Raw genomic sequence first — 24,114 nt, 5'->3', positions numbered from 1 at the left:
GCTTCTTCTTCCGTCCGCCCGCATAAAAGCGGGACCCCGGATCAAGTCCGGGGTGACGATGCACTATAGGAAACTCCCATGCCCAAAGTCCTCATTTCCGACAAGATGGACCCCAATGCCGCCGCGATCTTCCGCGAGCGCGGCGTCGAGGTCGACGAAATCACCGGCAAGACCCCGGACGAGCTCAAGGCCATCATCGGCCAGTATGACGGTCTCGCCATCCGTTCTTCGACCAAGGTGACGAAGGACATCCTCGACGCCGCGACCAACCTGAAGGTCGTGGGCCGTGCCGGCATCGGCGTCGACAATGTCGACATCCCCGCCGCCTCGGCCAAGGGCGTGGTCGTCATGAACACCCCGTTTGGCAATTCGATCACCACAGCCGAGCACGCCATCGCCCTCATGTTCGCACTTGCCCGCCAGTTGCCCGAAGCCAATGCCCAGACGCAACAGGGCTTGTGGCCGAAGAACGGCTTCATGGGCGTCGAGGTCACCGGCAAGACGCTGGGCCTGATCGGCGCGGGCAATATCGGATCGATCGTGGCCAGCCGTGCGCTTGGCCTCAAGATGAAGGTCGTTGCCTTCGATCCTTTCCTCACGCCGGAACGCGCCGTCGAGATGGGCGTGGAGAAGGCGGATCTCGACACGCTGCTGGCGAAGGCCGACTTCATCACCCTGCATACGCCGCTGACCGACCAGACCCGCAACATCCTGAGCCGCGAGAACCTGGCGAAGACGAAGAAGGGCGTGCGGATCATCAACTGCGCGCGCGGCGGCTTGATCGACGAGGCGGCGCTCAAGGACGCCCTCGACAGCGGCCAGGTCGCGGGCGCCGCGCTCGACGTGTTCGAGACAGAGCCGGCCAAGGCATCGCCCCTCTTCGGCACGCCGAACTTCATCTGCACCCCGCATCTGGGCGCGTCGACCAATGAGGCGCAGGTCAATGTCGCCCTGCAGGTCGCCGAGCAGATGGCGGACTTCCTCGTATCGGGCGGCGTCACCAATGCGCTCAACATGCCAAGCCTGTCGGCCGAGGAGGCGCCCAAGCTCAAGCCCTATATGGCGCTGGCGGAAAAGCTCGGCTCGCTGGTCGGCCAACTGGGCGGCGACGCCATCACCGGCGTCGCGGTCGAGGTGGAGGGTCATGCCGCCGAGCTGAACCCGAAGCCGATCACGGCCGCCGTGCTGGCGGGCCTGATGCGCGTCTATTCCGACACGGTGAACATGGTGAACGCGCCCTTCCTCGCGAAGGAGCGCGGCCTTGACGTGCGCGAGGTGCGCCATGACCGCGAGGGCGACTACCAGACGCTGCTGCGCGTCACCATCACCACCGCGAACGGCGACAAGTCGGTCGCGGGCACGCTGTTCGGCCACGCCCAGCCGCGCCTGGTCGAGCTGTTCGGCATCAAGGTGGAGGCGGACCTGGACGGCACGATGCTCTACATCGTCAACCAAGATGCGCCCGGCTTCATCGGCCGTCTGGGCAGCACGCTGGGTGAGGCGCAGGTGAACATCGGCACCTTCCACCTCGGTCGCCGTAACCAGGGTGGCGAGGCGGTGCTGCTGCTGTCGGTCGACGGCACGGTGACGCAGCAGGTACTGGACGCGATCTGCAAGCTGACCGGCGTCAAGACCGTCAAGCTGCTGCGCTTCGCGGCCTGAACCACTGCAAGTCCGGGCTGGCCTTCATCCGATAATCCGGTAAAGGGCCAGCCCATGACGATATTCCCGCCCGGTCTTCTTCCCGAAGGATTGTCCGACCGCCTGCCGCCCCAGGCCGAGGCGTCGGCGCGGCTCGCGCGGCGCGTGCTCGATACCGTGGCGACCCACGGTTATGAGCGCGTGATGCCGCCGCTCGCCGAGTTCGAGGAGACGCTGACCCAGAGGCTGAAGTCGATGCGCGCGCAGGACCTGTTGCGCGTCGTCGATCCAGTGTCGCAGCGGACCTTGGCCTTTCGCCCCGACATGACCGCGCAGGCCGGCCGGATCGCGGCGACGCGCCTGGCGAACGCGCCGCGCCCGTTGCGCCTATCCTATGCCGGCCCGGTCATCCGGCTGCGCGCCAACCAGCTGCGTCCGGAGCGGGAGCGGCTGCAGGTAGGCGCCGAGCTGATCGGCAGCGACAGCGTTGCGGCCGCGGTCGAGATCGTGAACGTCGCGATCGAGGCGCTTCAGGCGGCAGGCGTCACCGGAATCACCATCGACTTCACGCTGCCCGATCTGATCGACAGCCTGGCGGCCGGTCCCCTGCCGCTCGCGCCGGACATCATCGAGGCGGTCCGCACCGAGCTCGATGCGAAGGATGCGGGGGCGCTGACGGCCCTTGGCCCGGATGCCGCCGCCTATCTGCCGCTGATCGAGGCGACCGGCCCCTTCCACGCGGCGATGGACCGGCTCGAGGCATTCAATGCCCGGATCGGCGGCGCGATCGACAGCCGCATCGCCGGCTTGCGCGCGATCGCCAAGCCGATAGGCTGGGATATCACCCTGACGCTCGATCCGACCGAGCGCCATGGCTTCGAATATCAGAACTGGTTCGGCTTCTCGATTTTCGCGGAGGGTTTCATTGGCGAGATCGGCCGCGGCGGCAGCTATGCGATCGCCCGTGCCGACGGGACGGACGAGCCGGCCATGGGCTTTTCCCTCTATCCCGATCCGCTGATCGACGCTGGCTTTGGCGGCGAAAGCCCGAAGCGGCTGTTTCTGCCGCTGGGGCACGATCCCGTCCGGGCGGCGGACCTACGGCGCGAGGGGTGGCAGACCGTCGCCGCCCTTTCGGAAGGAGAGGATGGCGCGGCCCAACGCTGCTCGCACTGGCTGAACGGAGCCGATCCCACGGCCTATTGAGCAAACAGCCGGGCCAGATAGCGATCGACGATGGGGGTGCCCGGATAGTCGGGATTGCCCATCGACCGGTTGATCTGCATATGCCCGCGCAGGCCCTTGCCTTCCAGCGCGGCGATCTCGGTCGGCGTGCCCGCCTTGCGCAACGCTGCGGCCAGCGCTTCCGCCTGTTCTTTCCCGTCGGCTCGGTCGACATGCAGGATCAGGAAGCCAGGTGCATTGGGCTTGGCCGCGTTCAGGGTCGGTGACAGGGCCCGCTGTCGCGCCGGATCGGTTCCGAAGGCCTGCGCATAAGTGCGGGTCATGAGCGGCCCGGCCTGCGTCATCTGCTGCGCCACGTCATAGGCGGCGCCGTCGAGCGGAACGATGCCGCGCACCGCATCGGGCTTCAGGCCGGCGCGCTCGAAATAACGCATGTCCGTGCCGACCAGGGCGACCAGATGCGCGCCCGCGCTGTGGCCCATCAGCACGATGCGCTTTGGGTCGAAGCCCAGCGCCCCGGCCTGCCGGCGCAGCGCGGCGAGGGCGTCGGCCACGTCCTTTGCCTGCTCTTCCACCGTTGCTTCCGGCACCAGCCGATAGTTGATCGAGGCGAAGGCGTAACCGAGCGCATGATAATGCGCGATCTTGGCACGGCCGGTCGCGTTGGACTTGTCGCCCCGCTTCCACCCGCCGCCATGGACGAAGACGACCAGCGGCGCTCCCGGCTTCTCCGCGCGCCAATAGTCGATGGCCTGCAGCGGATCGTCGCCATAGCGCAATTGTTCCGCCGCGGGGTCTGCCGCGGTCTGCGCCCGCGCGACGATCAGAGCGGGGAGCAGCAGGGTGGGCGGCAACATCAGCGCGGCGAGGATGGCGGGCCAGGTATTCTTCATGGTTTGCTTATCCCGCCGATCGCCTGCGGGACAAAGCGTCAAAGCGTGACAAAGTGTAAGCGTTTCAAGCCGTCCGCCTTGACAGCGGCCCCTTCGCGCCGCTACCGCGCGCCGGCATCCGGGTGCCGAGGCGCCCGCTCCATCCCACCGGCATGCCGAGTCCCGTCGAAGGGCATGGCCGGTTCGCACGGCGGGGCGGAGGAGTGTATCCATGGCAAATGTCACCGTGATCGGCGCCCAGTGGGGCGATGAGGGCAAGGGCAAGATCGTCGACTGGCTGTCCGAGCGCGCCGACGTCGTCGCCCGCTTCCAGGGCGGTCACAATGCGGGCCACACGCTGGTCGTGGGGGACAAGGTCTACAAGCTCTCGCTGCTTCCCTCCGGCATCGTGCGCGGCACGCTCAGCGTCATCGGCAATGGCGTGGTGCTCGACCCCTGGCATTTCCGCGACGAAGTCGCCAAGCTGCGCGGCCAGGGCGTGGAGATCACGCCCGACAATCTGCAGATCGCGGAGACTTGCCCGCTCATCCTGCCCTTCCATCGCGACCTCGATGGCCTGCGCGAAGATGCGAGCGGCGCAGGCAAGATCGGTACCACCCGTCGCGGCATCGGTCCGGCCTATGAAGACAAGGTCGGCCGCCGCGCGATCCGCGTGTGCGACCTTGCCCATCTCGATGATCTCGGGCCGCAGCTTGACCGGCTGACGGCGCATCACGACGCGCTGCGCGCCGGCTTCGGCGAACCGCCGATCGATCGCGATGCGCTGATGGCGGAGCTGCGCGACATTGCTGGCTTCATCCTGCCCTTCGTGAAGCCGGTCTGGCTGACGCTCAACCAGGCCAAGGCGAAGGGCAAGCGCATCCTGTTCGAGGGCGCCCAGGGCACCTTGCTCGACATCGACCATGGCACCTATCCTTTCGTCACCTCCTCCAATACGGTGGCGGGCACGGCGGCGAGCGGGACGGGGCTGGGGCCCAATGGCGCGGGGTTCGTGCTGGGCATCGTCAAGGCCTATACCACCCGCGTCGGTTCCGGCCCCTTCCCGACCGAGCAGGAGAATGAGATCGGCCAGCGCCTCGGCGAACGGGGGCATGAATTCGGCACGGTCACCGGTCGCAAGCGCCGTTGCGGCTGGTTCGACGCGGTGCTGGTCCGCCAGTCGGTCGCGGTGTCGGGCGTGACCGGCATCGCGCTCACCAAGCTGGACGTGCTCGACGGCTTTGAGGAACTGAAGATCTGCGTCGGTTACCGCATCGGCGACAGGACGTTCGATTATCTGCCGGCCCATGCGCAGGATCAGGCAAAGGCGGAACCCATTTACGAGACGATCGGCGGCTGGAGCGACACCACGGCCGGTGCGCGCAGCTGGGCCGACCTCCCAGCGCAGGCGATCAAATATATCCGACGGATCGAGGAACTGATCGGCTGCCCGGTCACGCTCGTCTCCACTAGCCCGGAGCGCGAGGACACGATCCTGGTGCGCGATCCCTTCGCGGACTGACCGGCATGGCAGGCGATCGCTTCGAACGGCACAAGCAGCCCTGGACGCCGGACGAGATCCAGAAACTGCATACGCTCGCGAAGAAGGGCACGGCGCTCAAGGCCATCGCCAAGGCGCTGACGCGGAGCGAGGAGTCGGTCAAGGCGCGCGCCAAGCAGGATGGGCTGTCGATCGCGAAGCTCAGGTAGCGGAAGGCGAGCGATCTTCCTCCCCTGCCGAGATCACCGTCGCCGCGACCAGATCGCCGGTGACGTTGAGCGCGGTACGGCACATGTCGAGGAAGCGGTCTATCCCCAGCACCAGCCCGATCCCTTCGGGCGGTACGTTCACCATGCCCAGGATCATCGCGACAACCGGCAGCGATCCAGCCGGCACGCCGGCCGTGCCGACGCCGCCCAGGATGCACACCAGCATCACCATCAGCTGCTGCGACAGCGTCAGGTCGACGCCGAAAAATTGCGCAAGGAACAGAACGGTGATTCCCTCGAAGATCGCGGTTCCGTTCTGATTCGCCGTCGCGCCGATCGTCAGCACGAAACGGGCGATCCGGCGGGGGAGGTGCAACCGGTCCTCCGCGACACGGATGGCCGTGGGCAGGGTCGCGTTGGAGGAGGCGGTGGCGAAGGCCATCAGCGTTGCTTCCTGCGCGGCGGCGAAGAAGCGCAGCGGTGACCGCCGCGCCAGCATGGCGATCAACAGCGGATAGACGGCGAACATCTGGATCAGCAGCGCCAGCAGCACGACGCCGGCATAGGCGGACAGCCGCACGAGTAATTCCCACCCGAACTGCGCCGCGAGGTTGAACATGAAGCAGGCGATGGCGATCGGCGCGAGCCGGATGACAAGCCCTATGAGGCGCATCGACACCTCGAACAGGCCTTCCATAGCGCTCAGCAGCACCCGCGACTGCTCCGTGCGCACCAGCAGCAGGCCGATGCCGAAGAAGAGGGCGAAGACCATGACGGCAAGAATGTCGTTGCCAGCCATCGCCGCGATCACATTGTCGGGCACGATCGCCAGCACCGCCGCAACGCCGGTCGGCGCATCGCCTTCGCGGGCCAATATCGCCTTCGCGCCCTGGCCCGCGTCCGCCAGCATGGCGCGGGCCTGTACGGGATCGACGCCCGCACCAGGCTGCAGCAGGTTGACCAGGACGATGCTCAGCGCGACCGCGATGCCCGACACGACCAGCGTGTAGATCAGCGTGCGGACCCCGACGCGCCGCAGCGACCGGAGCTCTCCCATCTCCGCGACGCCGACAATCAGCGCCGACACCAGGAGCGGGATGACCAGCATGAAGAGCAGCCGCAGGAAGATCTCGCCGACCGGCGCGGTAACATAGGTCGTGACCGCGTCCACCCAAGCGGCGTCCGGCGCGGTGAGGTGGATGGCGAGGCCCAGGACCAAGCCGACCAGGAACCCGGCCAGCATTCGCCATTGCAGGTTCAGCGGCGTTCGCGCGGTTTCAGGGCTGCTGGCATCTGCACTCATGGACTCTCCCCGATGGATGCCGTCATCAACCATCCGGCGGCACCGTGTATCCGCTGTGATCGTTGCGGATTCCCGTTCTCCTACTCCAGCGCGGGAGGAGAAGAGTTACCGATGGGGAGAGGGGATGGGGAAGCGACCGCTCAGGACCGCTGATCCTCCTCCACCATGTCGCTCGCCAGCTCCAGCCCGGCCCGGCCGTGCGCGGCCGTATGCGCCGGCGCCTTTGGGTGGGGCACATAGTCTGGCTCCTCGACCTCCAGCATCCCTTCCCATTTGGTGATGACGGAGGTGGCGATGGCGTTGCCCAGCACGTTGGTCGCGGTGCGGCCCATGTCCATGAAATGATCGACCGCGAGAATGAAGGCAACGCCTTCCACCGGCAGGTCGAACTGGCCCAGCGTCGCCGCGACCACCACCAGCGAGGCGCGAGGCACGGCGGCAATCCCCTTGCTGGTCACCATCAACACCAGCAGGATGGTGATCTGCGTCGCGATCGGCAGGTCGATGCCATAGGCCTGGGCGATGAAGATGGTGGCAAAGGTCGAATACATCATCGACCCGTCGAGATTGAAGCTGTAGCCGAGCGGCAGCACGAAGCTGTATATCCGCCGCGGCACGCCGAAGCGGTCGAGTTGCTCCAGCATCTTGGGATAGGCGGCTTCGGACGAGGCGGTTGAGAAGGCGATCAGCAGTGGTTCGCGGACATAGCGGACCAGCTTGAACATCCGCTTGCCCAGGAAGACGGAGCCGGCGGCGAACAGCAGCAGCCACAGGGCGATCAGCGCCAGGTAGAATTCGCCGACCAGTTCGCCGAAGGTCTTGAGCACGCCCAGCCCCTCGGTCGTCACCACGGACGCCAGCGCGCCGAACACTGCGAAGGGGGCCATGCGCATGACATAGCCGGTGACCTGCAGCATCAGTTCCACCATCGCTTCGATGACGGTGACGATCGGCTTGCCCTTTTCGCCGATGGCGGTCAGCGCCACGCCGACGAACAGCGAGAACACGACGATCTGCAGGATCGAATTTTCCGCCATCGCCCCGACCATGGAGGTGGGGAAGACGTGCAGGATGAAGTCGCGGAAGTTCAGTGCCTCGGTGTTGACGCCGGATTCCGCGCCGCTGCGCACGAGGTTCAGCCCCTCGCCCGGTGCGAAGAAATTGACGAAGATGAGGCCCAGCGTCAGCGAGATGAGGCTGGCGATGATGAACCAGGCGAGCGCACGGCCGCCGATCCGGCCAAGCGCAGCGCTGTCGCCCATGTGCGCAACGCCGGCCACCAGGGTCGAGAAGACCAGCGGTGCGATGATCATCTTGATGAGGTGCAGGAAGATGTCGGCCAGCAGGTGGAAATAGCCCGCGACATCCTTGGCCGTCGCTTCGTCGCCGCCGACCCAGAGGTTGGCGGCAAAGCCCACGATCACCCCCAGAATCATGCCTGCAAGGATGAACGCCGTCAGTCTGTTTCGCATTGATTCCCTCTGGACCGCGCGGGCGCGCCCCGTTCTCGTTCCGGTTCTGTCAGGCGGACACACCTAACAGGCGCATGGGCGACCCGCAATCGGGCCGCGCCGGGCTGCGGAAAGGATAGACGAACGAGGGCGACGTTTCCGCGCCCCGGCCGGTCTGTTCCGGACGAACCGTTCGGGCGCGATCGGTTCAGGGATAGAGAAGCCCCTCGCGCCAGCCGTCGCCGTCCCGCTGGAACAGCCGCCGTTCGTGCAGACGATGCTCGCGATCCTGCCAGAATTCGATGCGCTCGGGCGCGACGCGGAAGCCGGACCAGTGCGGGGGGCGGGGCACCGGCACGCCTTCGAACCGCGCCTGCGCCGCAGCGTAGCGTTCCATGAAAAGATCGCGTGACGGCAGTGACCGTGATTGGTCGGAAGCCCAGGCGCCCAGCTGGCTGTCGCGGCTGCGGCTGGCGAAATAGGCGTCGGCGGTCGCTTCGTCGACTGGCGCGACTGGTCCTTCGATCCGGATCTGGCGCCGCACCGACTTCCAGTGAAACAGTAGCGCGGCATGGGGGTTTTCGAGCAGCTCGCCGGCCTTGCGCCCCTCGAAATTGGTGTAGAAGACGAAGCCGTCCGGCCCGTGTCCCTTCAGCAGCACCATGCGCACCGATGGCCGGCCGCGTGCATCAGCCGTGGCGAGCGCCATGGCGTTGCTGTCGTTGATCTCGCTGTCGCGCGCCTGCGCATACCACTTGTCGAAAAGGGAGAAGGGATCGGTCATTGTCCCGCCTTATGCCTGGCGCGCCCGCCTGTCGATACGGGCAAGCCGCAACTTGAACGCGGCGCGGGCTTTCGCCACATATCTGGCAAATCCTTCTTTCCACCGACATCAATACAGGTCACAGAGCATCGATGGCAGATCCCTACTCCACCCTGGGCGTGGCGCGCGGCGCCAGCGAGGCGGACATCAAGTCGGCCTATCGCAAGCTGGCGAAGGAGCTGCACCCCGACCGGAACAAGGACAATCCCAAGGCAGCCGAGCGCTTCTCCGCGGTCACCAACGCCTATGACTTGCTGTCCGACAAGGACAAGCGGGCCCGTTTCGACCGGGGGGAGATCGACGGCGACGGCAACCCGACCGCGCCCTTCGGCTTCGGCGGCGGTGGCGGCGGCGGTTTCCGCGGTTCTCCGGGCGGTGGCCATGCCGCCGGGTTCGAGTTCAACGAAGGCGCCGACTTCGGCGACATTTTCGAAGGGCTGTTCGGTGGCGCGGGACGCCGCGCCGGTGGGGGCTTCGGCGGTTTCGGGCGGCAAGCGCCGCCGCAGCGGGGCGCCAACGTTGCCTATCGCCTGGCGGTCGCGTTTACCGACGCGGCGACGCTGGCGCCCCAGCGTATCACCCTTCAGGATGGAAAGACCATCGACCTGAAGCTTCCCGCCGGCGTCGAGACGGGCACGCAGATGCGCCTGTCGGGCAAGGGACAGCCGGGGCCGGGCGGCGCGGGCGATGCGATCGTCACCATAGAGGTGAAGCCGCACCCCTTCTTCCGCCGCGACGGCGATAATGTGCTGCTCGACCTGCCCATCACGCTGGACGAGGCGGTGAAGGGGGCCAAGGTCAAGGTGCCGACCGTCGACGGACCGGTGATGCTGGGCGTCCCGGCGGGCGCCAAGTCGGGCAAGGTGCTGCGCCTGCGCGGCAGGGGCTTCGTCGGCAAGGACGGCGACCGCGGCGACCAGCTCGTGACGTTGCTGATCGACGTTCCGGCCGACGATCCGGCGATCCGGGCACTGGTCGAAAGCTGGCAGGACCAACGCGCGGTGCGCGCCCATCTGGGCGTCTGAGGCGTTTCGGGGCGGATGCCGCAGCCTTCGCCCCATTCCCCCGAGTCGCGCCGCCAGCGCATGGCGCTTCGCGCCCGCGCCCGAATCGAACGCGTTCGGCCCACGCCAAAGACGCTGGAGATCGCCAAGCGAGTGCTGGTCGGAACCTATAACGACGGGTTCATCCATGCGGGGAACCTCGCTTATCTCTCGCTCATCACGCTCTTCCCCTTCTTCATCGTGGCGGCGGCGGTGGCCAGCATCTTCGGGCGGACGCAGGATGGCCTCTCGGCGGTCGCCGCCTTCCTCGCCACCGTGCCGCGCGGCGTGGCGCAGGTTGTGCGCCAGCCGATCCTGGACGTGCTGCACGCGCGCAGCGGGCCGCTGCTGTGGCTGGGTGGCCTGGTGGGGCTGTGGACCGTCGGAAGCCTCATAGAAACGGTCCGCGACATCCTGCGCCGCGCCTATGGGACGAAGAGCACCAAGCCCTTCTGGCATTATCGGCTGACGGCGATCGGCATCACGCTGGTCAGCGTCTTCGCCGTCATGTTCGCCTTCTCGCTCCAGATCGCCCTCACCGGCGTCGAGCAGCTCGTGCAGAGGCTGTTTCCCTTCGCCGACGACGCGATGCGGATCGTGTCTCTCACCAAGCTGCTGCCGATGGCGATCCTGGGTATCGCGCTCTATTATCTGTACGTGACGCTAACGCCGAGCGCCTACAAGGATCCGCGCTTTCCCAAATGGCCTGGCGCGGTGGCGACGACGCTCTGGTGGTATGGCGTGACGCTGCTGCTGCCGCCCACCCTGTCGCTGCTCGGCGGCTACGACCGGACCTATGGCAGCCTGGCCGGCGTCATGATCACCCTCATTTTTTTCTTTTTCGTCGGGCTTGGCGTGGTAATTGGCGCCGAACTCAACGCGGCGCTGGCGGAATTCCCCGAAGAGGAACCGGAGCCGGCGCTGCCGCATCAAGGGAACGGAACGACCACATGAACGGCTTGATGACAGGAAAGCGTGGCCTCATCATGGGCCTCGCCAACGACAAGTCGCTGGCCTGGGGCATCTCCAAGGCGCTGCACGCGCAGGGTGCGGAACTGGCCTTCGCCTATCAGGGCGATGCCCTGGCGAAGCGGGTGCGGCCGCTCGCCGAGGAGCTCGGTTCCGACTTCCTGATCGATTGCGACGTTTCGGACATGGCGAAGCTCGACGCGGCGTTCGACCAGATCCAAAGCCGCTGGGGCACGCTGGACTTCGTCGTCCACGCCATCGGCTTTTCCGACAAGAACGAGCTGCGCGGCAAATATGTCGACACCAGCCTCGAAAACTTCCTGCTGACGATGAACATCTCCGCCTACAGCTTCGTCGCCGTGGCGAAGCGCGCGCGCGACCTGATGCCAGACGGCGGCAGCTTGCTGACGCTCAGCTATTATGGAGCGGAGAAGGTCATCCCCCACTACAACGTGATGGGCGTGGCGAAGGCGGCGCTGGAAACCAGCGTCAAATATCTGGCGATGGACCTGGGGCCGGAAAATATCCGCGTCAACGCCATTTCCGCAGGGCCGATCAAGACGCTGGCGGCGAGCGGCATCGGCGACTTCCGCTACATCATGAAGTGGAACGAGCTGAATTCGCCGTTGCGGCGCAACGTCACGATCGAGGATGTGGGCGGGGCGGGACTCTACCTGCTGTCCGATCTCGCGTCCGGCGTGACGGGCGAGATCCATCATGTCGATGCGGGCTATAACGTCATCGGCATGAAGGCCGAGGACGCGCCTGACATCGCGCTCGACCGGCCGTAAGCGCGGGGCATGAGCTTCAACACGTTCGGTCGCGTCCTGCGCTTTTCGACCTGGGGGGAAAGCCATGGCCCCGCCATCGGTGCGGTCGTGGATGGCTGCCCTCCCGGCCTGGCGCTGAGCGAGGCGGACATCCAGCCCTTTCTCGACCAGCGCAGGCCGGGCACGTCGAAGTTCACCACCCAGCGGCGCGAGCCGGACGCAGTGCGCATTCTGTCCGGCGTATTCGAAGGGAAGACGACCGGCACGCCGATCAGCCTGATGATCGAGAATGTCGACCAGCGGTCGAAGGATTATTCGGACGTGGCCAAGGCCTATCGCCCAGGCCATGCAGACTATGCCTATGACGCTAAATATGGCTTCCGGGATTACCGTGGCGGCGGGCGCTCCTCCGCGCGGGAGACGGCGAGCCGGGTCGCGGCGGGCGCCGTCGCCCGGTTGGTGGTGCCCGAGGTCGACATCTTCGCCTGGGTGAGCGAGATCGGCGGCGACGCCATCGATCCCGCGCAGTTTGATCCGGCTGAGATCGCCAACAACCCCTTCTTCTGCCCCGATCCGGTGGCGGCGAATCGGTGGGAAAAGCTGGTCGACGACGCCCGGCTCGACGGATCGTCGCTCGGCGCGGTCGTGGAGTGCGTGGCCTCGGGCGTTCCGGCCGGCTGGGGTGCGCCCCTGTACGCCAAGCTCGACAGCGAATTGGCCGCCGCGATGATGAGCATCAACGCGGTCAAGGGCGTCGAGATCGGCGACGGATTCGCGGCGGCACGGCTGCGCGGCGAGCAGAATGCCGATCCCATGCGCCCGGGCAATGAGGGACCGGTCTTCCTGGCCAATCATGCGGGCGGCATTGCCGGCGGCATCTCCACGGGCCAGCCAGTGAAGGTCCGGGTCGCCTTCAAGCCGACCAGTTCCATCCTGATCCCGGTGGAAACCGTGACGCGGGAGGGCGAGGCGTCCGATATCGTGACGAGGGGTCGCCACGACCCTTGCGTCGGCATTCGCGGCGTCCCGGTGGTGGAGGCGATGATGGCCCTCGTGCTGGCCGACCAGAAGCTGCTGCACCGCGCTCAATGCGGCTAGCGAGGGATTCGCGCCGAATCGCCCCGACCGCGCGCCGAAAATGTGAAAGTTTAGAGACGACTCGCTCGAAAAGGGGTAGCTTCCCTCATGTCACCCGCGGGAGGGTGAGCGGCAACGCGAAAGCAAGGGGAGCGTCATCACGCCAGGCGTGAACTGACGGTCAAAGCGTCCCCTCACGCCGCGACACGAGGCCAGCCATGGCGACATGGCTGGCCTCTTTCGTAGCGGGACGGCCATTTGTACGCGGCCGGCCCTCCCGCCTCTCCTCGCTTCGGCGCATTAGGGCCGCCATCCCCTTGTCGAGGACCGCCATGCCCAGCCTTCCCTTCACCCAGGTCGATGCTTTCGCCGATGCGCCCTTTACCGGCAACCCGGCCGCCGTGATGCCGCTCGACGCCTGGCTGGACGATGCCGTGCTCCAGGCCATCGCGGCGGAGAACAACCTGTCGGAAACCGCTTTCCTGGTCCCCACGCCCGATGATCCGGAGGCGGATTATGCGCTGCGCTGGTTCACGCCCGGCGTAGAGGTGAAGCTGTGCGGTCATGCGACGCTGGCGAGCGGCCATGTCCTGATGAAGGGGGATGCGATCCGCTTTCGCACCCGCCAGGCCGGCATCCTGACCGTGGCGCGCGATGGCGAGGGATATGCGCTCTCGCTCCCAGCCTTGTCGATGGCGCCGCGGGCGCTGCCCGAACTGGCCGCCGGCCTTGGCGGCGCGCCGATCGAATCGCACTGGCGGGATGGCGGCTACAGCCTGTTCCTCTATCCCGACGAAGCGGCAGTGCGCGCGCTGACGCCGGATTTCGCAGCGCTGCGCACGCAAGGCAGCCTCATGCTGATCGCCACGGCCCCGGGCGAGGACAGCGACATTGTCAGCCGCGTCTTCGTGCCCGGCAGCGGGATCGACGAGGATCCGGTGACGGGATCGGCCCACTGCCTGCTCACCCTCTTCTGGGCCGGGCGCCTGGGGAAGACCAGTCTCACCGCCTTTCAGGCATCGGCGCGCGGCGGACGGATCGGCTGTCGGCTGGAGGGCGACCGCGTCGTGCTCACCGGCGCCTGCCGCACGGTGATCGAGGGGACGTTCCTGCTCTGAGTATCAGCCGGACAGGGCGATCAGCGAGATCTGTCGCCCATAATCCGGCTCACCCCGGTGGCAGGAGCGCCGGTAGCTGTAGAAGCGATCGGGCTGGCTGTAGGTGTCCTCGTCCAGCATCTCGATCCGGCCGACGCCCACCTTCGCCAACCGGGCGGCGACATAGCCGGCGATGTCGAACTGGCAATGCCCTTCGCGTCCTTCGCTGAAGAAGCGCGCGTTCTCCTCGTCCTCGGCCGCGAACCGCGAGGCGAAATCGGTCCCGACCTCATAGGAGGCGCGGCCTATGCAGGGGCCGATCGCGCAGACGATGCGATCGCGCGACGCGCCCAGCGCCTCCATCGCCGCAAGCGTGTTGTCCGTCACGCCAGCAAGCGCGCCCTTCCACCCGGCATGAGCCGCGCCCACGACTCCGGCCTGCGGGTCGGCAAACAGGACCGGCACGCAGTCGGCCGTCAATATGCCCAGGATCAGGCCGGGGCGATCCGTCACCATGGCATCGGCCGCCGGACGCTCGTCCTCCGCGATCGATTCGGTGACGGTGACGACATCGGGCGAATGCACCTGCCGCACGGTCACCAGCGTCGCGCCGGGGAGCAGCGCATCGCGCACCAGGTCGCGGTTGCGCAGCACCGCTTCCCGGTCGTCCTCCGACCCCAAACCCACATTCAGCCCCGCGTGGATTCCGCCGGACACGCCCCCGCGCCGTCCGGCAAAGCCGTGCGGTAGGTCGCGCAATGCGTCCGATCGCAGCAATTCGATCATCCTGTTCCTTCTTTGATGCGCGAAGCTCATGTCTCCCGAGCGCAACATACTTGCGCGCGGCGGAATAGGCGATAGTCTCCGCCCCCATAGCAAAAAGGGGACGGGCGAACGGCCGTCCGGGCAAAAGACATCAAGCACAAAGGGCTCCATACATGATATTCGGGCGCATCAAGCCTCTGGACGCCATATTGGCCACGGCGGAAAAGAAATCTCTCGTCCGCACGCTGGGTCCGGTCCAGCTGACGCTGCTGGGCGTCGGGGCCATCATCGGCACCGGCATTTTCGTTCTGACCGCCGCTGCCGCGCAGAAGGCCGGACCGGGCATGATGTGGAGCTTCGTGATCGCGGGTGCCGTCTGTGCCTTCGCCGCGCTCTGCTACTCGGAAATCGCCTCGATGGTGCCAGTGTCGGGCTCTGCCTACACCTATACCTACGCCGTGGTGGGCGAACTGCTGGCCTGGATGGTCGGCTGGGCCCTGATCCTCGAATATGCCGTGGCGGCCAGCGCGGTATCGGTGGGATGGTCGGGCTATTTCATGGGCCTGCTCAAAAGCGTGACGGGGCTCCAGTTACCACAGGCGCTGTCGGCCGGGCCGGTCTGGACGATGAACGGTTTCCTGCCGCATGCCGACTTCACCCACGGAATCATCAACATTCCCGCGATCGTCGTGGCGCTGGCTGTCACCGCCCTGCTGGTGATCGGCACCACGGAAAGCGCGCGCGTCAACGCCGTACTGGTCGCGATCAAGGTGACGGCGCTCACGGTGTTCATCGCGCTCACCCTTCCGGTGCTCGACACCGGCAATTTCTCGCCCTTCGCGCCCAATGGCTGGTTCGGCCCCGCCGGGACGAGCGGCATGGGCGTGGTCGGCGCCGCTGCCTCCATCTTCTTCGCCTATGTCGGTTTCGACGCCGTCTCGACCGCTGCCGAGGAAACCAAGAACCCGCAGCGCAACGTGCCGATCGGACTGATCGGCAGCCTGATGATCTGCACCATCTTCTACCTTCTGGTCGCCGCCGGCGCGATCGGCGCGATCGGTGCGCAGCCGGTGTTGGGACCCGACGGATCGGTCGTCGCGCCGGGCAGCCAGGGCTTCGTGGCCGCCTGCGCCACCGCCGCCCATGCGAGCGACCTCGTCTGCTCGAATGAGGCGCTCGCCCATGTGCTGCGCTCGATCAACTGGACGGTGGTCGGCAATGCCCTTGGCCTCGCCGCCAACCTGGCGCTGCCGTCGGTCATCCTGATGATGATGTTCGGCCAGACCCGCATCTTCTTCGTGATGGCGCGCGACGGCCTGTTGCCGGAAAAGCTCGCCAGCATCCATCCCCGCTTCAAGACGCCGCACGTCGTGACCATCGTCACCGGCATCTTCGTCGCGATCGGCGCGGCGCTGCTGCCCGTCGGCCAGCTCGCCGACATCTCCAACTCCGGCACGCTCTTCGCCTTCTTCATGGTGTCGATCGCGGTGCTGGTGCTGCGGGTGAAGGATCCCACGCGCGTGCGGCCGTTCCGCACGCCCATCGTCTGGGTGATCGCACCGACCGCCGCCCTGGGCTGCATCGGGCTGTTCTTCAACCTGCCGGTCGATGCGCAGCTCGTCCTGCCGGTGTGGGGCGGGGTCGGGCTGGTGCTCTATTTCCTCTATGGCTATCGCAAGAGTCATGTCGGCCGCGGCTTGATCGAAACGCATGAGCAGGATGCCGGCATTCCGCCCCAGCCCGTGCCGCCGATGCCGGGCGCGCATACGCCGGGCGGGCAGGACGCCTGAAAGCCGTGGAAAAAGGGGCGAGCGATCGCCCCTTTTCTTTCAGTGCACCGTTTTGAACTCTGGATCGCGCAGTGCGCTGTTGTCGGGCCGGGTGAACAGCCGGCCACGCTCGGCCCAGAAGACGATCAGCAGGGCAAAGGCGCCGTAGACCAGAAAACCGAGAGCCAGCGGCAGCGGCGTTCCGTTGAAGGACTGGCCCACGATGCTGCCCAGCACGCTGGAGAGCGCGGTCGTCAGGAATGCCTGGAAGGACGAGGCAACGCCCGCCCCCCTGGCAAAGGGCTCCATCGATATGGCGCTGAAGTTGGATGCGACGAAGGCGATCGTCAGCATCGACAGCGCCTGGAGGAAGAGGAAGCTCCAGAAGCCTTCCAACCCCAGCAGGATGACGCTGCAGTGCACGGCGGCAATCGCCATGACGACCATCAGAGCGCCCTGACTCAGCCGCCGCGCGCCGAAGCGCGAGACCAGCCGGCTGTTGAGCAGACTGCCGATTCCCATGCTGCCGGCGATGGCGGCGAAGCCGAGGGGGAAGACCGCGGCGGCGTCGAATGCGTCGAAGAAGATCTGCTGGATCGACATGATGAAGCCGACGAGGCCGCCCATCATCACGCCGCTCGCCGCCATATAGCCGATCGAGCCCCGGGTGCGGAGCACGATGGCGACAGTGGCGATGATCGAGGACAGGCTGATCCCGAGCCGATTTTCCGGACGGAGCGTTTCAGGCAGGCGCGTTATCACCCAGAACCACAGCAACGCGGCCAGGATCGTCAGAGCCCAGAAGATCCAGCGCCATGGCGCGAGCCACAAAATGGCTTGGCCGAAGCTGGGCGCCACGACAGGGATCAGCATGAACACAGCGAAGATCAGCGACATGACCCTTGCCATGGCGTCGCCGCGGAAACGGTCCCGGATGATGCTGATGGTGACCACTCGGCTCGCGCCGGCGAAGAATCCGGCGCAGGCGCGGGCGATCAGGATCATCGCGAAGCTGTGCGCGCCCGCGCAGGAGGCGGAGGCGATGGCGAACAGGGCGATCGTCACGGCTAGTACGGGCTTGCGCCCGAACCGGTCCGACAGAACTCCGAAGAACAGCGAGCCGATACCCATCCCCATGAAATAGACGCCGATGATGAGCTGCCGATCATTGGGATGAGGAATGCGCAGGTCGCGGCCGATGTCCGGCAGAGCCGGCAGCATGGGATCGATCGACAGCGCGTTCATCGACATCAGGCATGCGCAGAGAAGGACGAACTCGCGGAAGCCGATGTCGCGAACGGGCGGGGACGGGCGCGGAGGCGTAGGCATGCAGGGCCTATGCTGGTTATGGCGGCGCCACGCCACCCCAAAAGCACCCGCGCCGACTTGGGTTAACCTTTACGGCCCGCCCTGGCACCGGCACCGACGTGATGATCGGGCTGATGCCGTTAACCATTTTTTATCGCGTGACACTGCATGTCTGTGTGCGTCGAAATCCATCAGGGGGAATTCGGTCGTGGCGAACAGTTTCAACAGTGCGCGTTTTCTCATGGAAAGTCGGATGCCGCAGGGGATTTCTCTGACGGCGGAGGAATGTTTCAATCGCGGCGTGGCGCACAGCTGCGGAACGGGCGGCATGCCCATCGACCTCATCGAGGCGCATAAATGGTTCAATCTCGCCGCGCTCAAGGGCAGCGAGGAAGGGCAGGCGATGCGCGCCGAAGTGGCCGAGGAGATGACCGCGCGCGAGATCGCAGAAGCACAGCGCCAGGCCCGCGCCGTGATCGCCGCGACGCAGCTGCGCGCCGCCTGACCGGCGGTCAGTCGCCGGACTTGCGGAACGGCATGTGCTGCGCCAACCATTCGCGGTCGCGCCGCACGCCCAGCCGCTCCGCCTCCAGGAAATCCGCCACCGCGCGGCGAAAGCTGGCGTTGGGAATGAAATGCGCTGAATAGGTCGGCTCGGGCGCATAGCCGCGCGCCAGCTTGTGCGATCCCTGCGCGCCCGCCTCCACGCGCCGCAGCCCGCGCGCAATGGCGACGTCGATCGCCTGATAATAGCACAGTTCGAAATGCAGGTTGGGAATGTCCTGCGTGCAGCCCCAGTAGCGGCCGTAGAGCGTATCCGCGCCGATCAGGTTCAGCGCGCCCGCCACGGGTTGCCCGTCGCGCAGCGCCAGCATCAGCAGCACCCTGTCCGCCATCGTCTCCCCCAGGATGGAGAAGAAGGAGCGGGTCAGATAGGGCCGCCCCCATTTCCGCGCGCCCGTATCCTGATAGAAGGTCCAGAAGGCGTCCCAATGCGCCTTGGTAAGGTCGCTACCGGTCAGGTGGACGATCTCCAGCCCTTCGACCGCACGTGCTCGTTCCTTGCGGATGTTCTTGCGCTTGGCGCTCGACAGGCCGGCCAGGAAGTCCTCGAACTCGCGATAGCCCTGGTTGGTCCAATGGAACTGGCTGTCCTCTCGTATCAGCCAGCCGGTCTGTTCGAACAGCGGAACCTGGCCCGGATCGACGAAAGTGGCGTGGGCGGAGGAGAGGCCGTTACGCTCGACCAAGGTCTCCAGCGCCGCGATCAGCGCCGGGCCGCTCTGCGGATCGCGTAGCAGCAGGCGGGGGCCGGGCACAGGAGAGAAGGGCGCGGCGATCTGGATCTTGGGATAATATTGCCCGCCCACACGCTCCCAGGCATCGGCCCAGCCATGGTCGAACACATATTCGCCCTGGCTGTGGGTCTTGGCATAGGCGGGCGCCGCCGCAGCGATGCGCCCGTCGCCATCCTCGATAACGACCGGCAGCGGCTGCCAGCCCGTTCCCTCCCCGACGCTGCCCGAGCGCTCAAGTGCCGTAAGGAAATCCCAGGAAACGAAGGGATTGGCCGATCCAGCGCAGGCATCCCACTGGTCGCGCGGCAGCTCTGCGACGCCGCCCGCCACGCGCGCGATCACATCAGCCATGCATGTCCTCGAAGATGATCTGGTCGGCATGAATGGCTGCGACGGCGCGCTGCGCATCGGTGCGCACGGTCCATGTCAGCACGGGCAGTCCCCGAGCACGGGCACGCGCCGCAAAGCGGGATGGCAGGTCGCGGATGTCACAGGCGATAAAGTCGGGCCTAGCCAGTGTCATTGCAAGGGCTCTTTCGATCCTGCCCCGCCACCGGCCCTTGCCCTGCCCGGTCACGACCAGCCCGCGTGGGAAGGCCGAGCCCCGGCGTGCGAACCAGCGCAATGCGAAGGGGTTGAAGGACATGACGGCGAAGGACGCGCCGCAGTGCTGCGCCAGCGCGTCCGCGACCGGCGCGCAGGCTGGCGCTACCGCCCACCCGTCGATCTTGACCTCGATCAGCAGCGGCGTGCCCGCTGCGCATCGCTCCAGCAGGGAGGCGAGCCGCGGGATCCTTCCGCCGTCGGCGAGCGAAAGTTCTTCCAGTTCCTGCGCGGTCCGGTCGGCGACCAAGCCGTCGGCGCCGGTGAGGCGCGTCAGCGCTGCGTCGTGGAAGACCATCGCCACGCCGTCGCGGCTCGGCCGCACATCGCATTCGATCCCAACGCCGGCGGCGATGGCGGCATCGAAAGCGGCAAGTCCGTTCTCGCTGACATGCGCGCCGTGCAGCCCACGATGGGCGAAGGGGCGCGCGGTCAGGAAGCCGACGTCAGACAGCCGGCCGTACGAGGACGACGGCATCGATCTCGACCGCGGCATTCAGCGGCAGCGCTGGAACGCCCACCGCGCTGCGCGCATGTTTGCCCGCTTCACCGAAGATCTCGACCATCAGTTCCGACGCGCCGTTGGCGACCTTGGGCTGGTCGGTGAAGCCGGGCGCGCTGGTGACGAAGGCACCGAGCTTCACGATCCGTTCGACGCGGTCGAGGCTGCCCAGCGCGGCCTTCATCTGCGCGACGAGATTGAGGCCGCAGACGCGCGCCGCAAGGACGCCGAATTCCAGGTCGCGGTCCTCGCCCAGCCGCCCGGTCATCAGGCCGTCCGGCGCCAGCGCGATCTGGCCGGAGATGTGCAGCAGTCCGTTCGCCTCGACGAAGGACACATAGGCCGCAACCGGCGCGGCCGGTTGTGGCAGGACGATGCCGAGCTCGGCGATCCGGGCTTCGATGCTCATGAAAGGGACTCCGTGGTTTCTGCGGGGTTGAAGGGAGCGTGGCCGTCCGCCAGCCGCGCGGCGATCCAGGCTTCCGCCGTCGCCCAATCGTCGATGCGTGCATGGGCATGGGAGGCGGCTGGCACGCCGCCGGCAATCTCCGGCTCCCCCACCATGTGCAGCCGCCAGACCTGCGGCGCATGCTTCGCCACCGAATGATGATGCTCCGCCAGGTCGTCGATGAACAGGGCCGCGCGCGGCCTGCGCTCGGCGACGATCCGCGCCAGCGGGCGACCCTTGCCGCCCTGGTTCCAGAAGACCGGAAAGGGGAGGCCGTGGCCTGCGAGCTGCGCGACGCGAAGCTCGTGATGCCGCTCGCCAATATTGGTAAGGACGACGATATCCGCGACTTCCGATAGCCGGCGCAGCGCCTGGACCGCGCCGGCAATGGGGGCCTGGCGATGCATCTCGCTGTCGAAGAAGCCGATCAGCAGCGCCCAGACCAGTTCCCGTTCCAGGGGCTCGCCGCTGTCCTTGTGGCGCAGCGCTTCGGTAAAACCCTGCTCGCGCATGTCGAAATGCACGTCATGCTTTTCCTCCAGCCACTGGCGGAAGGGTACGACCATGTGCAGCAGCACCTCGTCGCAATCGGTGATGATCAGCGGTCGGTTCATTGGCTCAATGTCTCCCGTGCGGCGATCAGTGCCTCGGGCGTGCAGTCGATCGCCTCGGCGCAGGCGATCAGGTTGGGTTCGTGATCCGCGAGGAAGCCGAGTAGGGCGCCCAGCACCGCCGGATCGCCCACGCCCGCGCGCAGGGCCGCCCCGTCGAGACCGGTCAGCGCCAGAAGCCGGTCCGCCCGCCGGTCGTCGGCCAGGGTCCAGGCCAATGCCAGCAGCGCCAGCGTCGCGGCATCCCCGCCGCGACTATCCTGCTTGCCATTCGGAACCTCGGGTCGCATGGTGTCCTCGACGGAAAAGCGCGAGTACGCGCGCCGTCCAATATGTGGATCGCAGGTGACTGGTGGCAAAGCGCGTGCTCGTTGTCGAGGACAACGAACTCAATCTCAAACTTTTTTGCGATCTTCTGCGCGCCCATGGTCATGAGGTTCTGCCGCTATGCGACGGGCGTGACGTGCTGGCCCAGGCGCGTACGTTCGAGCCGGATCTGGTCATCACCGACATCCACCTGCCCGGCGTCAGCGGCGTGGACCTGATCATCTCGCTGAAGGGGGATGCACGGCTGTCGGCCGTGCCCATCATGGCCGTGACCGCCTATGCCGGCAAGGGCGACGAGGAGCGCATCCGTGAGGCGGGCGCGGAAGCCTATGTGTCCAAGCCCATATCGGTGCTGCGTTTCATCGAGCAGGTTAACGCCCTGCTCTGACCCTCTGCGACGGGCGTCATCTGTCCGTCATTCGATCTTCATGCGGCGGTCACGGTTCCGCCGCCGAAACTTCACGCGGGTCTGCCACGCCCCCCGGCGCAAAGGACGCGGCATCCGGCCGACAGTCCCGTCTGCACAGGGGTACAACCATGTCTCATCTGACCGACAAGATGCGCGCGCCTTATCGCGACGCGCAGCCCGTCATTTCCGGCGGCGAAGGCAGCCTGGAAGCCATCGTCGCTGCCAATCCCGCGCGCCGCACTGTCCTGAAGAACGGCCTGCTGGGTCTCTCCGTGCTGCCGATGCTGGGCGCGCTCGCCGCTTGCGGCGATGACGATGACGAAGGCTCGCCGACGCCCACCCCGACGCCGACACCCACCCCGACCCCGCCGCCCAGCTATGCCATCAACTTCGCGCCGGTGGCGGCGAACGAGCAGAACACAGTCACGGTGCCCAACGGCTACACCGTCGACGTGCTGCTGAAGGCTGGCGATTCGATCGAGCCTGGCACCCCTTATTCGGGTGGCTTTCCTACCCCGGCCGATGCGGAGAAATGGTCGGGCGGCAACCATGACGGCATGGAATATTTCGAGCTGTCAGGCACGGATGCCAATGCCGGTGGCCTGCTCGCGATCAATTTCGAGGCGCCCGACCTCAACATCCTGATGAGCGGGGATTATGACCCGGCGAAGGCGACCGCCGACCAGAAGGCGCTGGCGCTTTCCGCCGTCGGCGTGGGCGTCGTCGAGATCACCAAGGGATCGGACGGTAAATGGGCGGTGAAGGCTGGTTCGAAGTTCAACAAGCGCTACACCGGTAACAGCAGCTACAAGGCCAGCGGCCCAGCGTCCGGCCTGCTGTCGGCTACCATCAAGGGCACGCTCAACAACTGTGCGTCCGGCCGGACCCCCTGGGGCACCTATCTGACCTGCGAGGAAACGACCAACAACTATATCGATCCGACGCAGCCGGAGCGCAACTATGGCTGGGTGGTCGAGATCGACCCCTATCAGGAACTGGCGCCTGCGACCAAGCGTACCGCGCTGGGCCGTTTCGACCATGAAAACGTGGCCTTCATGGCGGACAGCAACAACCGCGTTGCCTTCTACATGGGCCATGATGGCACGCCGGGCTGCATCTACAAGTTCGTCGGCGATCGTTCGTTCAGCACGACCAACCGCGCGTCGAACATCGACTTCCTCGACCATGGCACGCTCTATGTCGCCCGCTTCAATGCGGATGGCACCGGCGAATGGCGCGCGCTCGTCCACGGCCAGAACGGCCTGACGGAAACCGCGACCGATCCGGGCAATGTCAGCCAGAGCGTGACGCCGCCGGCCCCCAAGACCGTCGCCTTCCGCAACCAGGCCGAAGTGCTGGTCGATACCATCGTCGCCGCTCGCGTCGCCGGCGGCACCGTCATGGACCGGCCGGAATGGATCACGGTCGCCCCCGATAACAGCGCGATCTTCGTCACGCTGACCAACAACAGCGGCCGCCAGACCGCGGACAAGGCGAACCCGCGCACCCGCAACCTGCATGGGCACATCATCAAGTTCAAGGAGAAGGACAATTCGCCGCTGGCGACGACCTTCACCTGGGAAATCTTCCTGCTGGCGGGCGATCCCGCACTGGCGGGCTTCGGCGACAAGCTGGAAGGCGACATCAAGGGCGACACTTTCTCCAGCCCCGACGGCATCCGCATCGATCCCAAGGGGCGCCTGTGGGTCCAGACGGACCACAGCGTCCCCGGCACGTCGGGCAAGCCGAGCACGTCGATCGAGCAGGTCTTCGGTCACAATGCGATGTTCTACATCGACCAGACCAGCAAGCAGTCGAAGCGCTTCCTGGTCGGACCCACCGGCTGCGAGATCACCGGCATCGCCTATACCCCGGACCTGAAGAACTTCTTCATCAACATCCAGCACCCGACCGACAACTGGCCGGTCGCGGGCCAGCAGCCGCGCTCGTCCACGATCGTGGTGCGCCGCACCGACGGCCAGCCGGTCGGCAACTGACAGAGAGAAGGGGCGCTGCAAGGCGCCCCTTCTCATCCGGAAACGCAATGCAGGATCGGCCAACAAGGAAAGGCCCGTTCCCTGATGGGGACGGGCCTTTCCTTGTACGAGCAGCCGGAAGTCAGGCGATCGCGGA

The 24,114-nt window shown here is 66.4% G+C and carries 24 protein-coding genes; 13 read left to right on the top strand and 11 right to left on the bottom strand.

Features of this window, described 5'->3' with window-relative positions; all coding sequences use genetic code 11:
* Nucleotides 1–78 precede the first annotated feature (78 nt).
* The gene (gene serA / locus M529_RS27385) at nt 79–1,662 is read left to right on the top strand and encodes a phosphoglycerate dehydrogenase (protein ID WP_021316465.1); all 1,584 of its coding nucleotides are present in this window, start codon (nt 79–81) and stop codon (nt 1,660–1,662) included.
* Between the two features lie 54 nt (nt 1,663–1,716).
* A complete protein-coding gene (locus tag M529_RS27380) occupies nt 1,717–2,847 on the top strand; it encodes an ATP phosphoribosyltransferase regulatory subunit (RefSeq protein ID WP_021316464.1) in 1,131 nt (376 codons plus the stop codon).
* On the opposite strand, the gene M529_RS27375 is transcribed toward M529_RS27380, so the two are convergent.
* Nucleotides 2,841–3,719 (bottom strand): alpha/beta hydrolase, encoded by an 879-nt coding sequence (locus M529_RS27375; RefSeq protein WP_021316463.1) that lies wholly within the window; start codon nt 3,717–3,719, stop codon nt 2,841–2,843. The two genes, M529_RS27380 and M529_RS27375, sit on opposite strands and share 7 nt — an antisense overlap.
* A gap of 211 nt (nt 3,720–3,930) precedes the next feature.
* Between M529_RS27375 and M529_RS27370 the strand changes: the two genes are divergently transcribed.
* The gene (locus tag M529_RS27370; RefSeq protein WP_021316462.1) at nt 3,931–5,220 is read left to right on the top strand and encodes an adenylosuccinate synthase; all 1,290 of its coding nucleotides are present in this window, start codon (nt 3,931–3,933) and stop codon (nt 5,218–5,220) included.
* A gap of 5 nt (nt 5,221–5,225) precedes the next feature.
* The gene (locus M529_RS27365) at nt 5,226–5,408 is read left to right on the top strand and encodes a Myb-like DNA-binding domain-containing protein (protein WP_021316461.1); all 183 of its coding nucleotides are present in this window, start codon (nt 5,226–5,228) and stop codon (nt 5,406–5,408) included.
* On the opposite strand, the gene M529_RS27360 is transcribed toward M529_RS27365, so the two are convergent.
* The 3 genes from M529_RS27360 to pdxH all read right to left on the bottom strand — a co-directional run bounded on the left by M529_RS27360 (nt 5,401) and on the right by pdxH (nt 8,946).
* Nucleotides 5,401–6,711, bottom strand: a complete 1,311-nt coding sequence (locus M529_RS27360) for a dicarboxylate/amino acid:cation symporter (protein WP_031294160.1) — start codon at nt 6,709–6,711, stop codon at nt 5,401–5,403. The two genes, M529_RS27365 and M529_RS27360, sit on opposite strands and share 8 nt — an antisense overlap.
* Nucleotides 6,712–6,851: 140 nt before the next feature.
* Nucleotides 6,852–8,183, bottom strand: a complete 1,332-nt coding sequence (locus M529_RS27355) for a dicarboxylate/amino acid:cation symporter (protein ID WP_031294159.1) — start codon at nt 8,181–8,183, stop codon at nt 6,852–6,854.
* Nucleotides 8,184–8,370: 187 nt separating this feature from the next.
* Nucleotides 8,371–8,946: a pyridoxamine 5'-phosphate oxidase gene (gene pdxH, locus M529_RS27350; RefSeq protein WP_021316458.1), complete on the bottom strand. Its 576-nt coding sequence runs from the start codon at nt 8,944–8,946 to the stop codon at nt 8,371–8,373.
* A 131-nt stretch (nt 8,947–9,077) separates the two neighbouring features.
* Between pdxH and M529_RS27345 the strand changes: the two genes are divergently transcribed.
* The 5 genes from M529_RS27345 to M529_RS27325 all read left to right on the top strand — a co-directional run bounded on the left by M529_RS27345 (nt 9,078) and on the right by M529_RS27325 (nt 13,962).
* The gene (locus tag M529_RS27345) at nt 9,078–10,010 is read left to right on the top strand and encodes a DnaJ C-terminal domain-containing protein (RefSeq protein ID WP_021316457.1); all 933 of its coding nucleotides are present in this window, start codon (nt 9,078–9,080) and stop codon (nt 10,008–10,010) included.
* Between the two features lie 15 nt (nt 10,011–10,025).
* A complete protein-coding gene (locus M529_RS27340) occupies nt 10,026–10,982 on the top strand; it encodes a YihY/virulence factor BrkB family protein (protein ID WP_021316456.1) in 957 nt (318 codons plus the stop codon).
* The gene (fabI, locus tag M529_RS27335; RefSeq protein ID WP_021316455.1) at nt 10,979–11,788 is read left to right on the top strand and encodes an enoyl-ACP reductase FabI; all 810 of its coding nucleotides are present in this window, start codon (nt 10,979–10,981) and stop codon (nt 11,786–11,788) included. The genes M529_RS27340 and fabI overlap by 4 nt, the downstream gene beginning before the upstream one ends.
* Nucleotides 11,789–11,797: 9 nt before the next feature.
* Nucleotides 11,798–12,865: a chorismate synthase gene (gene aroC / locus M529_RS27330; RefSeq protein ID WP_021316454.1), complete on the top strand. Its 1,068-nt coding sequence runs from the start codon at nt 11,798–11,800 to the stop codon at nt 12,863–12,865.
* A 311-nt stretch (nt 12,866–13,176) separates the two neighbouring features.
* Complete coding sequence (locus M529_RS27325; RefSeq protein ID WP_021316452.1) at nt 13,177–13,962, top strand: PhzF family phenazine biosynthesis protein; 786 nt, start codon at nt 13,177–13,179, stop codon at nt 13,960–13,962.
* Nucleotides 13,963–13,965: 3 nt separating this feature from the next.
* Here M529_RS27325 and pgeF read toward each other — a convergent pair whose 3' ends face one another.
* The gene (gene pgeF / locus M529_RS27320) at nt 13,966–14,727 is read right to left on the bottom strand and encodes a peptidoglycan editing factor PgeF (RefSeq protein WP_021316451.1); all 762 of its coding nucleotides are present in this window, start codon (nt 14,725–14,727) and stop codon (nt 13,966–13,968) included.
* Between the two features lie 152 nt (nt 14,728–14,879).
* Here pgeF and M529_RS27315 point away from each other — a divergent pair, with 152 nt between their 5' ends.
* Nucleotides 14,880–16,496, top strand: coding sequence for an amino acid permease (locus M529_RS27315; protein WP_021316450.1), 1,617 nt, complete (start codon nt 14,880–14,882; stop codon nt 16,494–16,496).
* Between the two features lie 39 nt (nt 16,497–16,535).
* Here the strand turns inward: M529_RS27315 and M529_RS27310 are convergent, their stop codons facing one another.
* On the bottom strand, nt 16,536–17,804 hold the full coding sequence (locus tag M529_RS27310; RefSeq protein WP_021316449.1) for a multidrug effflux MFS transporter: 1,269 nt from the start codon (nt 17,802–17,804) through the stop codon (nt 16,536–16,538).
* A 187-nt stretch (nt 17,805–17,991) separates the two neighbouring features.
* Here M529_RS27310 and M529_RS27305 point away from each other — a divergent pair, with 187 nt between their 5' ends.
* On the top strand, nt 17,992–18,288 hold the full coding sequence (locus M529_RS27305; RefSeq protein WP_031294155.1) for a hypothetical protein: 297 nt from the start codon (nt 17,992–17,994) through the stop codon (nt 18,286–18,288).
* A gap of 7 nt (nt 18,289–18,295) precedes the next feature.
* Here M529_RS27305 and M529_RS27300 read toward each other — a convergent pair whose 3' ends face one another.
* The 5 genes from M529_RS27300 to M529_RS27280 are packed head-to-tail and all read right to left on the bottom strand — an operon-like array spanning nt 18,296 to nt 21,535.
* The gene (locus M529_RS27300) at nt 18,296–19,432 is read right to left on the bottom strand and encodes a GNAT family N-acetyltransferase (RefSeq protein ID WP_021316447.1); all 1,137 of its coding nucleotides are present in this window, start codon (nt 19,430–19,432) and stop codon (nt 18,296–18,298) included.
* Complete coding sequence (locus M529_RS27295; RefSeq protein WP_021316446.1) at nt 19,425–20,162, bottom strand: glycerophosphodiester phosphodiesterase family protein; 738 nt, start codon at nt 20,160–20,162, stop codon at nt 19,425–19,427. The genes M529_RS27300 and M529_RS27295 overlap by 8 nt, the downstream gene beginning before the upstream one ends.
* Nucleotides 20,131–20,595: a RidA family protein gene (locus M529_RS27290; RefSeq protein WP_021316445.1), complete on the bottom strand. Its 465-nt coding sequence runs from the start codon at nt 20,593–20,595 to the stop codon at nt 20,131–20,133. Before M529_RS27290 ends, M529_RS27295 begins: the two co-directional genes overlap by 32 nt.
* Nucleotides 20,592–21,248, bottom strand: a complete 657-nt coding sequence (locus tag M529_RS27285; protein WP_021316444.1) for a hypothetical protein — start codon at nt 21,246–21,248, stop codon at nt 20,592–20,594. The genes M529_RS27290 and M529_RS27285 overlap by 4 nt, the downstream gene beginning before the upstream one ends.
* The gene (locus M529_RS27280; RefSeq protein ID WP_021316443.1) at nt 21,245–21,535 is read right to left on the bottom strand and encodes a DUF3572 family protein; all 291 of its coding nucleotides are present in this window, start codon (nt 21,533–21,535) and stop codon (nt 21,245–21,247) included. The genes M529_RS27285 and M529_RS27280 overlap by 4 nt, the downstream gene beginning before the upstream one ends.
* A 62-nt stretch (nt 21,536–21,597) precedes the next feature.
* Between M529_RS27280 and M529_RS27275 the strand changes: the two genes are divergently transcribed.
* Together M529_RS27275 and M529_RS27270 are read left to right on the top strand one after the other, a co-directional pair.
* Entirely contained in the window at nt 21,598–21,960 is a 363-nt protein-coding gene (locus tag M529_RS27275) for a response regulator (protein ID WP_021316442.1), read from the top strand.
* Nucleotides 21,961–22,109: 149 nt separating this feature from the next.
* The gene (locus M529_RS27270) at nt 22,110–23,978 is read left to right on the top strand and encodes a PhoX family protein (RefSeq protein WP_021316441.1); all 1,869 of its coding nucleotides are present in this window, start codon (nt 22,110–22,112) and stop codon (nt 23,976–23,978) included.
* The last annotated feature ends 136 nt before the right edge of the window (nt 23,979–24,114 follow it).

Origin of the sequence: Sphingobium ummariense RL-3, from assembly GCF_000447205.1 — a bacterium.
Taxonomy (GTDB): domain Bacteria; phylum Pseudomonadota; class Alphaproteobacteria; order Sphingomonadales; family Sphingomonadaceae; genus Sphingobium; species Sphingobium ummariense.
The sequence above is the reverse complement of the archived record's forward strand: the minus strand, read 5'-3'. Positions and strand labels throughout refer to the sequence as shown.